At 43.1% G+C, this 15,358-nt stretch carries 23 protein-coding genes; 20 read left to right on the forward strand and 3 right to left on the reverse strand.

Annotated features, from left to right (window positions below; all coding sequences use genetic code 11):
* Window positions 1-96: 96 nt before the first annotated feature.
* A complete protein-coding gene (locus Xhom_RS30200; RefSeq protein WP_157104591.1) occupies window positions 97-246 on the reverse strand; it encodes a hypothetical protein in 150 nt (49 codons plus the stop codon).
* On the opposite strand from Xhom_RS30200, the gene Xhom_RS12440 reads away from it, so the two are divergent.
* From Xhom_RS12440 to mgtE, 20 genes are all read left to right on the forward strand, one after another.
* Complete coding sequence (locus Xhom_RS12440; RefSeq protein ID WP_069315392.1) at window positions 245-511, forward strand: hypothetical protein; 267 nt, start codon at window positions 245-247, stop codon at window positions 509-511. The genes Xhom_RS30200 and Xhom_RS12440 overlap by 2 nt on opposite strands.
* Window positions 508-783, forward strand: a complete 276-nt coding sequence (locus Xhom_RS12445) for a hypothetical protein (protein ID WP_069315391.1) — start codon at window positions 508-510, stop codon at window positions 781-783. Before Xhom_RS12440 ends, Xhom_RS12445 begins: the two co-directional genes overlap by 4 nt.
* The gene (locus Xhom_RS12450) at window positions 783-1,595 is read left to right on the forward strand and encodes a PD-(D/E)XK nuclease-like domain-containing protein (protein ID WP_069315390.1); all 813 of its coding nucleotides are present in this window, start codon (window positions 783-785) and stop codon (window positions 1,593-1,595) included. The genes Xhom_RS12445 and Xhom_RS12450 overlap by 1 nt, the downstream gene beginning before the upstream one ends.
* Window positions 1,588-2,418 (forward strand): recombination protein RecT, encoded by an 831-nt coding sequence (gene recT, locus Xhom_RS12455; protein WP_069315389.1) that lies wholly within the window; start codon window positions 1,588-1,590, stop codon window positions 2,416-2,418. Before Xhom_RS12450 ends, recT begins: the two co-directional genes overlap by 8 nt.
* A gap of 264 nt (window positions 2,419-2,682) precedes the next feature.
* Window positions 2,683-2,985: a hypothetical protein gene (locus Xhom_RS12460; RefSeq protein ID WP_069315388.1), complete on the forward strand. Its 303-nt coding sequence runs from the start codon at window positions 2,683-2,685 to the stop codon at window positions 2,983-2,985.
* 81 nt (window positions 2,986-3,066) lie between these two features.
* Window positions 3,067-3,492, forward strand: a complete 426-nt coding sequence (locus Xhom_RS12465; RefSeq protein WP_069315387.1) for a zinc-finger-containing protein — start codon at window positions 3,067-3,069, stop codon at window positions 3,490-3,492.
* A complete protein-coding gene (locus tag Xhom_RS12470; RefSeq protein ID WP_069315386.1) occupies window positions 3,489-3,668 on the forward strand; it encodes a hypothetical protein in 180 nt (59 codons plus the stop codon). Before Xhom_RS12465 ends, Xhom_RS12470 begins: the two co-directional genes overlap by 4 nt.
* Entirely contained in the window at window positions 3,661-3,864 is a 204-nt protein-coding gene (locus Xhom_RS12475) for a hypothetical protein (RefSeq protein ID WP_069315385.1), read from the forward strand. The genes Xhom_RS12470 and Xhom_RS12475 overlap by 8 nt, the downstream gene beginning before the upstream one ends.
* A complete protein-coding gene (locus Xhom_RS12480; protein ID WP_069315384.1) occupies window positions 3,861-4,364 on the forward strand; it encodes a hypothetical protein in 504 nt (167 codons plus the stop codon). The genes Xhom_RS12475 and Xhom_RS12480 overlap by 4 nt, the downstream gene beginning before the upstream one ends.
* Window positions 4,365-4,373: 9 nt before the next feature.
* Window positions 4,374-4,505, forward strand: a complete 132-nt coding sequence (locus Xhom_RS39875; protein ID WP_257784756.1) for a hypothetical protein — start codon at window positions 4,374-4,376, stop codon at window positions 4,503-4,505.
* Between the two features lie 93 nt (window positions 4,506-4,598).
* A complete protein-coding gene (locus Xhom_RS12485) occupies window positions 4,599-5,099 on the forward strand; it encodes a hypothetical protein (protein WP_069315383.1) in 501 nt (166 codons plus the stop codon).
* Window positions 5,096-5,272: a hypothetical protein gene (locus Xhom_RS30205; protein ID WP_157104590.1), complete on the forward strand. Its 177-nt coding sequence runs from the start codon at window positions 5,096-5,098 to the stop codon at window positions 5,270-5,272. The genes Xhom_RS12485 and Xhom_RS30205 overlap by 4 nt, the downstream gene beginning before the upstream one ends.
* Complete coding sequence (locus tag Xhom_RS12490; RefSeq protein WP_069315382.1) at window positions 5,262-5,576, forward strand: hypothetical protein; 315 nt, start codon at window positions 5,262-5,264, stop codon at window positions 5,574-5,576. Before Xhom_RS30205 ends, Xhom_RS12490 begins: the two co-directional genes overlap by 11 nt.
* A 2-nt stretch (window positions 5,577-5,578) precedes the next feature.
* Window positions 5,579-5,842, forward strand: a complete 264-nt coding sequence (locus Xhom_RS12495; RefSeq protein WP_069318391.1) for a pyocin activator PrtN family protein — start codon at window positions 5,579-5,581, stop codon at window positions 5,840-5,842.
* Window positions 5,843-6,161: 319 nt separating this feature from the next.
* The gene (gene purM / locus Xhom_RS12500; RefSeq protein WP_069315381.1) at window positions 6,162-7,205 is read left to right on the forward strand and encodes a phosphoribosylformylglycinamidine cyclo-ligase; all 1,044 of its coding nucleotides are present in this window, start codon (window positions 6,162-6,164) and stop codon (window positions 7,203-7,205) included.
* Window positions 7,206-7,214: 9 nt separating this feature from the next.
* A complete protein-coding gene (gene purN, locus Xhom_RS12505; protein ID WP_069315380.1) occupies window positions 7,215-7,853 on the forward strand; it encodes a phosphoribosylglycinamide formyltransferase in 639 nt (212 codons plus the stop codon).
* Between the two features lie 273 nt (window positions 7,854-8,126).
* Window positions 8,127-8,690: a spermidine N1-acetyltransferase gene (gene speG, locus Xhom_RS12510; RefSeq protein WP_069315379.1), complete on the forward strand. Its 564-nt coding sequence runs from the start codon at window positions 8,127-8,129 to the stop codon at window positions 8,688-8,690.
* A 42-nt stretch (window positions 8,691-8,732) separates the two neighbouring features.
* Window positions 8,733-10,802, forward strand: coding sequence for a polyphosphate kinase 1 (gene ppk1, locus Xhom_RS12515; RefSeq protein WP_069315378.1), 2,070 nt, complete (start codon window positions 8,733-8,735; stop codon window positions 10,800-10,802).
* 3 nt (window positions 10,803-10,805) lie between these two features.
* Window positions 10,806-12,338, forward strand: coding sequence for an exopolyphosphatase (gene ppx, locus Xhom_RS12520; RefSeq protein WP_069315377.1), 1,533 nt, complete (start codon window positions 10,806-10,808; stop codon window positions 12,336-12,338).
* Window positions 12,339-12,643: 305 nt separating this feature from the next.
* Window positions 12,644-14,107, forward strand: coding sequence for a magnesium transporter (gene mgtE, locus Xhom_RS12530; RefSeq protein ID WP_069315376.1), 1,464 nt, complete (start codon window positions 12,644-12,646; stop codon window positions 14,105-14,107).
* Window positions 14,108-14,243: 136 nt separating this feature from the next.
* Here the strand turns inward: mgtE and Xhom_RS12535 are convergent, their stop codons facing one another.
* Window positions 14,244-14,723 (reverse strand): Hcp family type VI secretion system effector, encoded by a 480-nt coding sequence (locus tag Xhom_RS12535; RefSeq protein ID WP_069315375.1) that lies wholly within the window; start codon window positions 14,721-14,723, stop codon window positions 14,244-14,246.
* A 176-nt stretch (window positions 14,724-14,899) separates the two neighbouring features.
* Entirely contained in the window at window positions 14,900-15,166 is a 267-nt protein-coding gene (locus tag Xhom_RS12540; RefSeq protein WP_084022961.1) for a hypothetical protein, read from the reverse strand.
* Between the last annotated feature and the right edge of the window lie 192 nt (window positions 15,167-15,358).

Genomic DNA, 15,358 nt, shown 5'->3' on the forward strand with positions numbered 1-15,358 from the left:
CGAATCTGCCGAACTGCACGCCCGAGCCCTCATTAGTCTGACCCAGAAATAACCCAGTCACGAAAATCATTAATCGTTTTCACTAACGAGGGATTTTTATATGCGAAATAACATGCGCGATGGATGTGCGGTTGTACCCAAAAAACCACAGGCAGTCAGGAACAGGCGCGCATGGAAGCGCTGTCTGGCATTACTCATTGTTTCAATCGTTGTATTTATTCCGGTCTGACGACGGGAGGTAATCATGTGTATTCAGGTTTTATGCTCGTCATATGGCGGTGACAACATATCAACAGGAACGATGCTCACATTTACGGGCAACGCCATCAAAAGGATAGATGGAACCTATGCCGATATCCTCGGAAAAATGTGTTACTCGGCCAAAGAGCAAATGGAACAGCTTATTGAGGCAGACCAGTTAGAGAGCCTATTGGATGAGGCTATCGAGTTAGGACAGGCAGAACGGATTATCAATTATCTCCAGTCCAAAACAAGAAAGGAGGCCGCATGAACTTTCTTAACGACTATATCCCCTATGGCGCTCAGGAAGCGCAATACGAGCGAGAAATGGAGGCAGCGGCCTATGAAGAGGCCGTTCTGGCGCAACAGGGAAATGATGCCAATGAAATACTAGGAACGCTGCCGAATGAAATGGAGCGGATATTCAGCCCAGAGATAATGAAATTACTTGGCCCAGTACTCCAGCATAAGAGCGAATCCATCGATCAGGTTTGGTATCTCATGTACGACTTATGTCTAATGAAAGTTCAGATGGAGGCCTAATGAACCCCGGCATCTATTACGACATCTCCAATGAGGACTATCACAAGGACGCGGGAGTGAGTAAGTCGCAGTTGGATGATATAGAAGGAATGCCCGCAGAATTTATATGTCGAAGGGATTCTCCTATCGATGAGGAAAAAACAAAAGCTCTTGATATAGGAACTGCATTGCACTGCTTGTTATTAGAACCGAATGAATTCAGTAAGCGTTTTGCTGCTGAACCTGAACTCGATAAGCGCACCAAATTAGGCAAGGAGGAAGCACAAGCATTCAATCTCGCTAATCGGGATAAGATAATCCTGACTCATGAAGAAAACAGAAAATTACTGCTCATGCGTGATAGTGCAATGGTTCACCCAACCGCAAAGTCGTTGCTGGAGGTTGACGGAAAATCGGAGTGCAGTATCTATTGGGAGGACTCGATAACAGGAACTTTATGCCGCTCCAGACCCGACAGACTGGTTGAAAATCATCACTGGATAGTTGATGTAAAAACAACGGCAGACATAAATAAATTCGATAGAACAGCCTATGAGTATCGTTATCACGTACAGGATGCATTCTACTCAGATGGGTATAAGGAAATAATCGGTGAAACACCTACATTCGCTTTTATCGTTGTCAGTACTACGGTGAATTGCGGTCGCTATCCAGTAAGAACTTACATCATGACCGAGCAAGCTAAATCAGCAGGACGCGCAGCCTACCAAAGAAATCTTGCGACCTATGCCGAGTGTCTGAAATCGAATGAATGGCCCGGTCTGCGAGAATTATCACTACCCCACTATGCTAAGGAGCGAAGAGATGAATAATCCACCACTGGCGCAAGCTGATTTACAGAAAGCGCAGCCACAAACTAAAGTCGCAACCACCAAAGATCAGGCTCTTATTCAGTTCATTAATAAGCCCAGTATGAAGGCGCAATTGGCTGCTGCTTTGCCTAATCATATGACCCCTGATCGCATGATCCGTATCGTCACCACTGAAATTAGAAAGACTCCAGCACTCGCTAATTGTGACATGCAAAGTTTTGTTGGTGCAGTCGTCCAATGTTCTCAGTTGGGATTGGAACCCGGTAATGCATTGGGTCATGCCTATATTTTACCATTTGATAAAAAACAAAAAGAAGGTAATCGGTGGGTAACTGTCAGAACTGACGCTCAGTTAATTATCGGCTACCGGGGAATGATTGATCTGGCTCGTCGTTCCGGTCAGATAGTCAGTATTTCCGCTCGCACAGTCAGGAGTAGCGATAAATTCCATTTTGAATATGGACTCAGTGAAAATTTAACACATGTTCCGGGCGAAGATGAGGATGCGCCAATCACTCACGTTTACGCAGTAGCCCGACTAAAAGATAGTGGCGTTCAGTTTGAAGTCATGACGTTTAACCAAATTGAGAAAGTCAGAACGCAAAGCAAGGCGGGCAGCAATGGGCCGTGGGTATCTCACTGGGAAGAGATGGCGAAAAAGACCGTTATTCGCCGCCTGTTTAAATACCTGCCTGTCTCTATCGAGATGCACAAAGCTGTGGTTTTAGATGAGAAAGCAGAGGCTAATATCGATCAAGAGCACGCCGCTATTTTTGAAGGGGAATTCGAAGAGGTACAACTGAATGACCGAGGAACCGAGTAAATATTTTCAGGGTAAACCGTGTCCGCATGGACACACGTTGAGATACACGAAAAATCGTAGGTGCGCTGTATGTAGGCGGATATGGGCCAATGAAAATCAAGGCAAATATGTAAGGAAAGATCGGAATAAACCAGCGCAAAAAGAAAGGACGCACCCCACGGATTTTCAACACCCAGTATTCATTCTCAGCCATCCAAACAGAACCACCTAACCCCACCCTATCTATACAATTCAACCACTGCCAACAGGCGGTAAGGATAAGCTATGTCAATATGCCCTGAATGTTGCGGCGATGGAAAAGAGACCTGCAACAATCCAGACCACGGATTCATTGGAACATTAGCATTTCATGACATTGGGCGCATCGGATGCCCCTGTTGTGGGCATGATGAATTCCATAAAGTTAAAAATGGTGACAGTTGTTATATCTGTAGCGGAACAGGGATCGCTACCGATGAGCAGTTTTCAGCGTACTGCAAAGAATACAATTTAGATGAAGAGGAACACCGTTCAGACGTTGAATCAGTCAACGAAACCATGAAAAAGCGTGGATTAATCGCCAAATAACCAACATCTAACCCACCCCATTAACTAACGCTACCTCAGTGGCGGGAGGCGTATTACAACCAAAATTCGGGAGGACACAACATGCAGTTCACCCCATGGAACCCCAATCCTAAAGCAGCACAGCGAGTTAATGACCCAGTTCCCATTCCTACCCAATGTCGCCACTGCTGCAATCATGTGACCATCGCCCATCACACGGAGGTGTTTGGGGAGGTTCGCAGTCGCTGGCCGTGGCTCTATGTCTGCTGGTCATGTGATGCGCGTGTAGGAATGCATCCGGAAACGAATATTCCGCTGGGCTATCTGGCAGATAAACCGACACGGGAGGCGAGACGGAAAGGCAAGCAGGAATTTGAGGAGATGCGGAAGAGAGGGAATGTTGAACGCACGGACGCCTACCGATGGCTGGCATGGCGGCTGGGAGTCAGTGCCAGTAAATGTCATTTCGGCTGGTTTAATGCCGAGATGTGTAAGAAAGCAGCGAATATATGCAGGGAGTTTAAATGAGAAATGACAAAATAGAATGTGCTAAACGTAAGTGTAAACATATTCATTATGAAAATGAACGCGTAATGATTCCAGACCCAGAATTTCCAACATTCGCATTTATTCATGTTTGTCCAAAATGTGGTGCAGATGATTTTTATATAATCGAAGAGTTGAGAAAAAATAATAATGACTAATTCAGATTTATGCAGAGAAGCGTTTGAGGAACATTTAAAGAAGGAAGGAGCGCTGAATTATGATAATCACCCAATTCTAATGCGAGATTTAGATGGTAGTTATCGTTATCCATTTATACATCAACAATGGGAATTCTGGCAAATAGCATGGAAAGCAAGTCGTGAGAATACAATCAAACAGGAGAAGAATAAATGAGCAAAGATGTGATTGATATAGCGAGTGAAATAGAAAAACTGCAATTTAAAGCGGCAATGGAATTATCTAATTCATGGGTGATGGAAAGATTTTTACTAGTAAATTCAGTTGCCCTTTATTTGCTAGAGAAAGGAGATAAAGAACAGGCGATGAATTGGATGGAGGGGCTTCTTGATTGGGCAGAGGAAGACCTATTATCTGAGGCAGAAAATAACGCCAGTGATTTAAATGGCTGGGTTAATAAGCGAATGGAAAATGAAGTAAGCATAACTAAAGCACTAGAAATTTTTCGCGCTGAAATGCCTGATATTGAAATAATTAGAAAATCATGGATAGAGTCCACTGAAAAACTCGCTGAATATGAAAATATGGAACCTGTGGGTTTTACTAATGAAGTGGAATTAGAATACGTTAAAAATCGTCAGCATGGATTTATTCAAGTTGAGCGTTTTGAAAAACCATTGTTGCCTATTCCCCTCTATCGCCATCCAAACAAATAGGGAACCATCATGGATATTATCGACGCAGCGAATGATTTAAATGAGCTGAATCTATCTCATGCACTCCAGAACCGGCAACCACCGTTAACCAGTATCAACGGCATGTGCCGATGGTGTGAGACGGAACCAGCATATTCATGAGGGCATCTGCCCTCCTCTGCCACCCGCACCCAAAGTGGCCGGAGTGAAGTTAACACCGGTGAAGAAAGCGCGTAATAAGCGAGGTAAAGAATAATGATAAGCATCGATAACGCACAAAATGAAATTGGGTTGGCTGGTCACATTGATGACGGGAAAGAATGGGCTGACTGGTTATTGAAAAAGACGGTTACTTTTCCTCAAATTGAGGAAAAGCCTACTGCGGCATTACAAGCCGCCCTTTATGAGATGCTTGCCATGTCTCCAGACGAGTTTTTGTCTGAAGCTGAGAAGCATAGTTCAGGTGATATATTTGATTTTCTTATGCAGTCAGGAAAATTTGCAAAATTTGATATTACGGAACCTGAACCCCAAACAATTCCTTGGGTAAGTGTTCAGGACAGAATGCCAGTAGATGATGACGATTACGCTCCCCTCTGTCTTGTTTATGTTTCTTTTGGTTCATTTTCCCGCGCAGGCTATGACTACTGGGATACTGATAAAAAGCAATGGTCGGAACATGAGAACGATGAAGTCACACACTGGTGCTACATGGATGATATCCCCGCTCCAGCAACAGAGGAGAAGCAGCCATGAGCAACAATAAATCAAATTCATGTAGAGAGGCGTTTGAGAAATTTATCACCGATAGCCCTCAATTTAATACCAACTTATTAGTTAAATATACAAATGGTGAATATTTTAGCAGTTACACCAGAAAATATTTTCAACTTTTTTCAGCGGGATGGAGAGCTAAAAATGATCAATAACGCCTTCCACCTCACCCAAATCATCGCCTCGGTCTGGGGCGATCCTGCTGATATCACCGAGGCAATCTGGCAGGCAGGCTACCGGAAGCCAGAACGGGGAGAAAAGGCAATCGCTGAACTCACTATCGATGTCATGAACGGGGTGCCCGATGAGGTGCTCTACTCTGAAAGACCAAAAAATTTGGATGATATTCTCACAACGGAGCTGAACACCATTATTTTTGATGCGACATGGAGTGACACTGTAACTCCGGCAATGGTGGCAAAAATAGTTTTGGAGAGTGGTTATAGGAGGGTTGAGTGAAGATGAATACAGCATTTCTATTAATGGCAGAGTTCGAAACATCGCAAATTCTTCTGTCAGTTATAGCCGAGAAATATCTTAAGTTAACCCCAGCGACAGCAGAACGTAAGGCTATCGAGGGAAAGCTAAAATTCCCGACATACAGAATGAATGACAGCCAAAAATCACCAAGAATTGTTCATGTACACGATCTCGCCGAGTATATTGATAAACAAAGAGAGCTTGCCGCAAAAGAAGTGGAAAGGATGCAGTTTACAAGAAAATGAACCAGTAAGAACCCGCCAAAAACTATCGGGTGCTGTTACAATGGCACCCCAATAGCACCCCATATAATATTAATTCATTGATATACAAACAAACAAACCCCACTGTATATAGCCGGCAGATAAAAAAATCGCGGGATTATACCTCCTTTTCAACATCGCGCCACTATCAATCTATTGATTTTTATCAACCATAATTATTTTTCTTATCTTTTTACTGTTCAGAAAGCTGCATAAAGCTATCGCAAACGTTTGCTTACGCTGTTAGAATTATTGCCGTTCTGTTTCATTCATGAAAATGCAACCGTCTGGGAGCTACGCAGTGAGCAACAAAACCTCTCTTAGCTATAAAGATGCTGGTGTCGATATTGATGCTGGCAATACCTTAGTCAATCGTATAAAAGGTGTCGTAAAACAAACCCGCCGCCCCGAAGTCATGGGTGGATTAGGTGGTTTCGGTGCGTTATGTGCCCTACCTCAGAAATATCGTGAACCGGTTTTGGTTTCCGGTACGGATGGGGTTGGCACCAAGCTGCGTCTGGCCATGGATCTGAACCGTCACGATACTATCGGAATTGATTTAGTCGCCATGTGTGTCAATGATTTGGTTGTTCAGGGGGCCGAGCCACTGTTCTTCCTTGATTATTATGCCACGGGTAAACTGGATGTGGATATTGCCGCCAATGTCATCACGGGTATAGCAGAAGGCTGTAAACAAGCGGGCTGTGCGCTGGTAGGTGGTGAAACAGCCGAAATGCCCGGCATGTATCACGGTGAAGACTATGACGTTGCCGGTTTCTGTGTTGGTGTTGTTGAAAAATCAGACATTATCGATGGCAGTCAGGTTCAGGCTGGTGATGCCCTGATTGCACTGGCTTCTAGTGGGCCACATTCTAATGGCTATTCGCTGATCCGTAAAATTCTTGAAGTAAGCCAGACAGATCCCGAAACTACCGAACTTGAAGGTAAATCACTAGCAGACCATCTGCTGGCTCCCACTCAAATTTACGTCAAATCTGTTCTTGAGCTAATTGAAAAAATTGAAATTCATGCGATTTCACATCTGACTGGCGGTGGTTTTTGGGAAAATATTCCGCGCGTCCTACCGGAAAATCTTCAAGCAAGGATCAATGCGGCTAGTTGGCAGTGGCCAGCCATTTTCACCTGGTTACAGCAAGCCGGAAATGTTAGCGAATATGAAATGTATCGCACATTTAACTGCGGAGTAGGTATGGTGATTGCTCTGCCCCAATCTCAGGCAGAACAGGCGATTTCATATCTGAAATCAGTCGGCGAAAATGCATGGCAGATTGGTACTATTGCTGAACTCAACGCTGATGAACAACCTGTTGTTATTCTTCAGTAAAGGCAGCCCATGAAAAAAATTGTTGTTTTAATCTCCGGTAACGGCAGTAATCTGCAATCCATCATAGATGCCTGTCAGCAAAATCGGATTAATGGGCATATTTCTGCGGTTTTCAGCAATAATGCTGATGCCTATGGTCTGCTACGAGCTGAAAAGGCGGGTATTCCCGCCCACTATCTCAGTCCCGAAGCCTATGCGGATCGCATAAATTATGATAGCGCCTTGCTCAAAGCCATTGATCAATATCAGCCTGATTTAGTGGTCTTGGCTGGTTATATGAGAATTTTATCGCCCGATTTTGTGCAGCACTATCATGGACGTTTGCTCAATATCCACCCTTCCCTATTGCCCAAATATCCCGGTCTGCATACTCATCGCAAGGCCATAGAAAATGGGGATAAGGAACATGGTACTTCGGTCCATTTTGTCACTGAAGAATTAGACGGTGGTCCCATTATTTTGCAGGCCAAAGTGCCAATTTTTGAGGGAGATAAAGAGGAAGATGTTATTGGGCGCATCCAAACCCAAGAGCATAACATCTATCCTCTGGTCATTGGCTGGTTCCTTGATGGGCGTTTGACGATGAAAGAAAACATAGCCGTAATGGATGGTGATGTTCTGCCAGCACAGGGTTACGCATCAGAATAGAACTATAAAATATCAGCTTATAGACAGGTGTAACGTATTGTGTTTATACCTGTCGTCTTTCAAGTTGCAGCTTTGTTGTCTATGCTCACTCACCCCAGTCACGTAGTTATAAACATAGAATTAGCAATGCTGCTGGGGATTCGTTCCCAAGACATAAGCGCGGCATCTTGAAATCCATTGGGCATAGGTGATACTTTGCTGTAAGTTATCATTCAGTATTTATTTCTTTTTGAAAAATAAAGGTCATTTCCCTTAAAAGCACTGAGGTATCTAATGTCCAGTGGTTCCGAGTATCCGTCTGTAAGCTTACGTCCTCTCGAACGTGAAGATCTGCCTTTTGTTCACCAACTCGATAATAATGCCAGCGTCATGCGTTACTGGTTTGAAGAGCCGTATGAAGCTTTTGTTGAGTTATCCGATCTCTATGACAAACATATCCACGACCAAAGTGAGCGCCGTTTTATCATTGAAAGCCTAAACTCCAAAGTTGGGTTAGTGGAATTAGTTGAAATTAATTATGTCCACCGCCGAGCAGAATTCCAAATTATCATTGCTCCCGCTTATCAAGGGCAAGGCTATGCGACAGAAGCTGCTAAGCTTGCGATGGAATACGCTTTTGCTGTCCTCAATCTTTACAAGCTGTACCTAATTGTTGATAAAGAAAATGCGAAGGCTATTCATATATACAATAAGTTAGGGTTTCATACTGAAGGCGAATTAATCGATGAATTTTTTGTAAACGGCTCTTATCATACAGCCATTCGGATGTGTACTTTCCAGCACCACTATTTTGCCAATAAAGCCCGTCAATCCCAGACTAACGTGCTAGTTTATTAAACGCTAACCGCTAAACTGAATGGAAAACTAAATGGAGTAGTAATGTCCCACGATCGTCTCTATACCGAAAAAGAACTGAGCTGGCTCTCTTTCAACGAACGTGTACTTCAAGAAGCAGCTGACAAAAGTAACCCGCTGATTGAAAGAATGAGGTTTTTAGGGATCTACTCCAATAACTTGGATGAGTTTTATAAAGTTCGCTTTGCCGATGTAAAACGGCGCATTCTTATCAGTGAAGAACAGGGCTCAGCCACCAACTCTCGCCAGTTATTGAAAAAAATCCAGGCTAAAGTTGTCAAAATCGATCAGGAATTTGATGATCTTTACAACGACCTACTGTTGGAAATGGCGCGTAACCAGATTTTTCTGATCAATGAACGGCAGATATCTCCAAATCAACAAATTTGGCTGAGGCAATATTTCCGTCAACATTTACGCCCTCACATTACGCCGATTGTTATCAACACAGAAACCAATCTGGTTGAATTTTTGAAGGATGATTATACTTATTTGGCTGTTGAAATTATCCGCGGACAAGAAACGCAATATGCTTTGCTGGAAATTCCATCAGATAAAGTACCTCGTTTTGTCAATCTGCCACCAGAAATGCCCCGCAGACGCAAGTCAATGATATTACTTGATAATATTCTTCGTTACACGCTGGATGAAATTTTCAAAGGGTTCTTCGATTACGACACCTTAAACGTCTATTCCATGAAAATGACCCGTGATTCCGAATATGATTTAGCAACGGAAATGGAATCCAGCTTACTGGAGCTGATGTCTTCCACACTGAAACAAAGGCTGACAGCAGAGCCAGTGAGATTTGCCTATCAGCGTAATATGCCTGATGAGATGGTGGAGCTCTTGCGTAGTAAGCTTGGGCTTTCGAATGACGACTCCGTGGTTGCTGGTGGCCGCTATCATAATTTTAAAGATTTCATTAAATTTCCCAACGAAGGTAAACGTAATTTACTGAATAAATCGATGCCACGGCTGCGACATACTTGGTTCGACCATTTCCGCAATGGTTTCGATGCCATTCGTGAACGGGATGTCCTGCTCTATTACCCTTACCATACATTCGAACATGTATTGGAATTGCTGCGACAAGCCTCTTTTGACCCCAGTGTGCTTTCTATCAAGATTAATATCTATCGTGTTGCAAAAGACTCACGCATTATTGACTCCATGATCCATGCCGCACACAACGGCAAGAAAGTTACCGTCGTGGTGGAATTGCAAGCACGTTTTGATGAAGAAGCGAATATCCACTGGGCTAAGCGCCTGACTGAAGCCGGAGTGCATGTTATTTTCTCCGCTCCAGGCCTGAAAATCCACGCTAAGTTGTTTGTTATTTCGCGCTTGGAAGGGGATAAAATCATTCGTTACGCTCATATCGGTACGGGAAACTTCAATGAAAAAACTGCACGTTTATATACCGATTATTCTCTGCTGACCGCAGATCCTGAAGTCACCAATGAAGTTCGCCGGGTATTTAACTTTATTGAAAACCCTTATCGCCCGGTTAAATTTGATAATTTAATGGTATCTCCCCAAAATTCACGGGCTATGCTCAACCGCTTAATTACTCAGGAAATCGAAAATGCAAAAGCGGGTGAAACAGCAGGCATTACGCTAAAAATCAATAATCTGGTCGATAAAGAGCTGGTAGATCGTCTATATGATGCCTCTGAAGCGGGTGTCAAAGTTCGTATCCTGGTGCGAGGCATGTGCTCTTTGGTGCCTAATCAGCCCGGCTTTAGTGAAAATATTCAGGTCACCAGTATTGTGGATCGTTTCCTCGAACACGATCGCGTTTATGTTTTCACCAATAAAGGTGATGAAAAAATTTTCCTTTCCTCGGCAGACTGGATGACCCGCAATATCGATTATCGAATTGAAGTTGCCGTTTGTTTACTCGATCCAATGTTAAAACAACAGGTTATGGATATTCTCGAATTGCAGTTCAATGATACCGTCAAAGCACGTTATATCGATAAAGAGTTGAGTAATCGCTATGTACCACGCGGAAATAAGCGTAAGATTCGCGCTCAGATTGCTGTTTATGATTACCTGAAAAACCTCGAACAACCGGAACCAAGAGCCTGATCTATGCCGTTGAAACATGACAAACCCATGCCCAAACCCCAGGAAATTGCCACTATTGATTTGGGCTCCAATAGCTTTCATATGGTTATCGCCCGTATTGTGAACGGTGCGTTACAAGTTATTGGACGTTTAAAAAAGCGGGTATACCTTGCCGATGGTTTAGACAACAAAAATGAATTAAGTGAAGAAGCCATAAACCGTGGCCTGACCTGCCTTTCACTATTTGCCGAACGATTGCAGGGGGTTTCTGCGGATAATGTCTGTCTGGTGGGAACACATAGCTTACGTGAAGCCACCAACGCACAAGAGTTTTTAAAACGGGCGAAAGAAGTTATTCCCTATCCGGTTGAAATTATCTCCGGCTATGAAGAAGCCCGTCTGATTTTTATGGGGGTTGAGCACACTCAGCCAGAAAAAGGCCGCAAGCTGGTCATTGATATCGGCGGAGGTTCAACAGAGCTGGTTATCGGTGAAGACTTCGAGCCTCTACTTATCGAAAGCCGCCGTATGGGCTGTGTCAGTTTTGCCCGCCAGTTCTTTCCTGATGGTGTGATCAATGAGCACTATTTTCGCAAAGCACGCCTTCAGGCGGCAAACAAATTGGAAAATCTCGTCTGGCAATTTCGTACAAAAGGCTGGGATTTTGCCTTAGGTGCATCAGGAACGATCAAAGCCGTCCACAGTTTGTTGGTCGAATCGGGTGAAAAAGATGGACTGATTACACCTGAACGCCTGAATATGCTGGTAAAACGCGTCCTGAAATACAAAAATTTCAACGCACTAGAGCTACCGGGACTGTCTGATGACCGCAAACAGACTTTTGTTCCCGGCCTTGCCATCTTGTGTGGTGTTTTTGATGCCCTGCATATTGAAGAATTACGCTTGTCTCATGGGGCATTGCGGGAAGGCGTACTTTACGAAATGGAAGATCGCTTCCGCCACAAAGATATTCGTCAGCGAACCGCCAAAAGCCTTGCCGAGCATTATAACATCGATCGGGAACAAGCTGACCGAGTTTGGAATACCGCCAAAAATCTTTACGAACAATGGGCAGAACAAAATCCCAAACGAATACAACCACAACTGGAATCCATTCTGCTCTGGGCTGCTATGCTGCATGAAGTCGGTTTAAGCATCAATCTGAGTGGGCTGCAACGGCATTCCGCTTACATCCTGCAACATGCCGATCTGCCGGGATTTAACCAAGAACAGCAATTATTATTGGCAACACTGGTGCGTTATCACCGCAAAGCGGTCAAAGTTCATGAACATCCCCGCTTTTATATTTTCAAGAAAAAACAGTATCTCCCTATGCTGAAAATATTGCGGCTGGCTACATTACTCAATAACCAACGCCAATCTACCACGACACCGGACACACTAAGGCTCAAAACTGATCACGGCCACTGGACGCTCTATCTGCCACCAAACTACTTAACGCAAAATGCCCTTGTTCAACTTGATCTGGAAAAAGAACAGGATTATTGGAGTGACGTAACGGGCTGGAATTTACACATTGAAGAAGAATCGACTTAACAATATCGCGTTATGAAAAGAAAAAAGAAAACTGCTCAGATTACAAAATTGATACTGTTTATCAGCTTCTTAATTTTATTTGGGCGTTTTATCTATTCATTCATAGTTGCACTGGAACATCACCAGCAAACACAGCAGCAATTGGTGGAACCTCTCAGCAGTCCGGAAACAAAACGTCCCCAATAAATTTTGAATTGCAAAGTATCGCTATTATGTTGGTTGTTGGGGGCAATGTTCCAGACTATGTTATGGTTATATTACTGTGATCATCTGATCGCCCTATTTTTTTGCCCTAAAGGTACACCATGCTACAACCGGCCTTTACACCAGATAATGCGACTGCTGCCAGCAAGTACTCTCAAAAATTGGTACATGTTCGTCAACACTTACTTTCACTGTTCATAAATGACAAACTCTTTGTCGATAAATTATTGGATCAAACAGATGATCCTTCAGCCATCAGCGACGAACAATTATTAGAAAAAATAGAAGAAGTCAAGGCACTGCTGACCAGTCTACATGCCGCCGATATTGCTGATATTCTGGAAGCTTTACCCTATGATGAGCGTCTGGCTTTATGGCGATTGATCGACAACCATCAGCGCGGTGAGGTTCTGGTGGAAGCCTCAATCCCTGTCTGGGATAATTTAATCAAAGACATGTCTGACGTTGAGCTATTGCGAGCTATCGGTGCGCTGCACGTAGATGAACAAGCTTACATCGCGGAGCACTTGCCCCGGGATACCACACGCCGCCTACTGACTTATCTGGAACCGAGTCAACGCAACCGCATCCGCGAAGTATTGCAGTATCACAAGGACAGTATCGGTCAGATGATGGATTTTGAATTAGTGACAGTACGAGGAAACATTACCCTCAGTACAGTTCAGCGTTTTTTACGTTCCCGAGGCGCTATTCCCGAAACGACGGATAAAATTTTTGTTATTGATCGTAACAACCGCCTTCAAGGGGAACTTCCTCTCACAACTTTGCTGACCAATGTACAGAACAAATTGGTTTCCGAAGTGATGAATACGGATACCGTAACTTTCTCACCAGAGCAAAAAGGTGAAGATGCCGCCAGTGCGTTCGAGCGTTACGACTTAATTTCCGCCGCCGTGGTGGATAATAATGGGCGCTTGATGGGGCGCCTGACCGTTGAGGATATCGTTGATACCTTGAGTGAAGAGACTGATACCAATATCCGGCGCATGGGTGGTTTAAGTCGTGAAGAAGACGTCTTCGCACCGGTTGGGCAAGCTGTGAAAACCCGTTGGACATGGCTCGCCATTAACCTATGTACAGCTTTTGTGGCCTCGCGTGTCATTGGTTTGTTTGAACATACCATTTCCCAACTTGTTGCCCTTGCAACACTGATGCCCATTGTAGCCGGTATCGGCGGTAACACGGGCAATCAAACCATCACTATGATCGTTCGGGCATTGGCACTCCACCAAATCCAAACAGGCAGCTATTCCTATCTATTATTGAGGGAACTAGGTGTCGCACTGATTAACGGCGTCATTTGGGGTGGACTCATGGGCATAATCACTTATCTGCTCTATGGTGACCTTGCGATGGGCGGTGTCATGACAATGGCGATGATTTTAAACCTGCTGATGGCCGCGTTGATGGGGGTGTTGATCCCCTTTATCATGATGAAGCTGAGAAGAGACCCGGCAATTGGCTCCAGTGTGATGATTACTGCTATTACGGATACCGGTGGGTTCTTTATCTTTTTGGGGCTAGCAACGCTGTTTTTAGTTTGAATTTTGATTTAGGTATGCTGACTTTGTATTAATTGGCAGATACGCAATAAATATCAAACTTTATCCTACCAGCAATTTGAGACGTATTGGATAGCATAGAGATACGCCGATTTATCAATCGGCGTTTTTTCAATTATCAATACACTCTATCATCCCAGACACTATATCCAGAAGTTCCTGCCATATGGTGACGGCAAATAATATCTTTATATTTGATAGAAACCATTTCTTCCGGTTGAGCTTCCGTATGGTTGACACTGTGCGGGTAGTCCGGTGATAACTCAATAATCGTCGCATCACGGCACTCAATGGAATAATATAATTCCTGTGCCCCTGATTGTGCTGTGCGATAAAAATCAAATTTCAGATTCAGTGTTTCATTATCTGAAATTGCCATCATCAATAATGGTGATGATTTATCTTGCGGTTTTACAAATACAATTGGACTATGGTTAACATTTTGTTCTCTGTGAATGGAATGATGTAGTTTTAATACAAAAATTTCATTCTCATGACCTGCTTGATATTTATTGCCAATGGATTCAACAGAAGAACAACCTTGTGAAATCAACCCCTGTTTATCTCCCTGCAATGTTAAATAGATCATATTTGCCATGATAACTTCCTGTTTTGGTTAAGGTTCATAATGTACAATAAAACAGTGTTAATATACCTCTAAATACAGTGGATTGTGTATAAAAAATGCGATGTAATCACTATATGATAAAAGTCCAACCTTAAATTTACCTCACTGCATAACTCCATAAAAAAGTCAATATTACTTTAGGCGAATTAAATATCATAATAATTCATAATTTCTATTTTTTTAGTATCATTTTTGTATTTTTCCTTAAGTTTTTTCTGCAATTCTCTTGCTTTCGTACAATATTTATCAATATCATCTTCTACTTCTTTCCTTTGTTCATCAGACAAATTATTATCCCACTCATCCGCTAAATGCTGACAATCTTCCACATTATCTATATACTCTTGTGAATCTTTTGGGATATTATTTTCTGACGTCCATGTGCACCCACATAAAAAAATAACATAATACATGCCACTGTTAATTTTTTCATATTACCTACCATTGCTAGACCAATGAGGTCTGTCTTTTGTACCACCGTGAAATTTTATCACTCCGTAGCTTTTACCTATATTATGCAATTCTTTATTCATTCCCTTGGAAGAGACTTTATTAAATTACAGATTCCCCCTGTTTATTTTTAATATCTAAATTATTTTTCCATG

This window comes from Xenorhabdus hominickii, assembly GCF_002632725.1.
Classification (GTDB): domain Bacteria; phylum Pseudomonadota; class Gammaproteobacteria; order Enterobacterales; family Enterobacteriaceae; genus Xenorhabdus; species Xenorhabdus hominickii.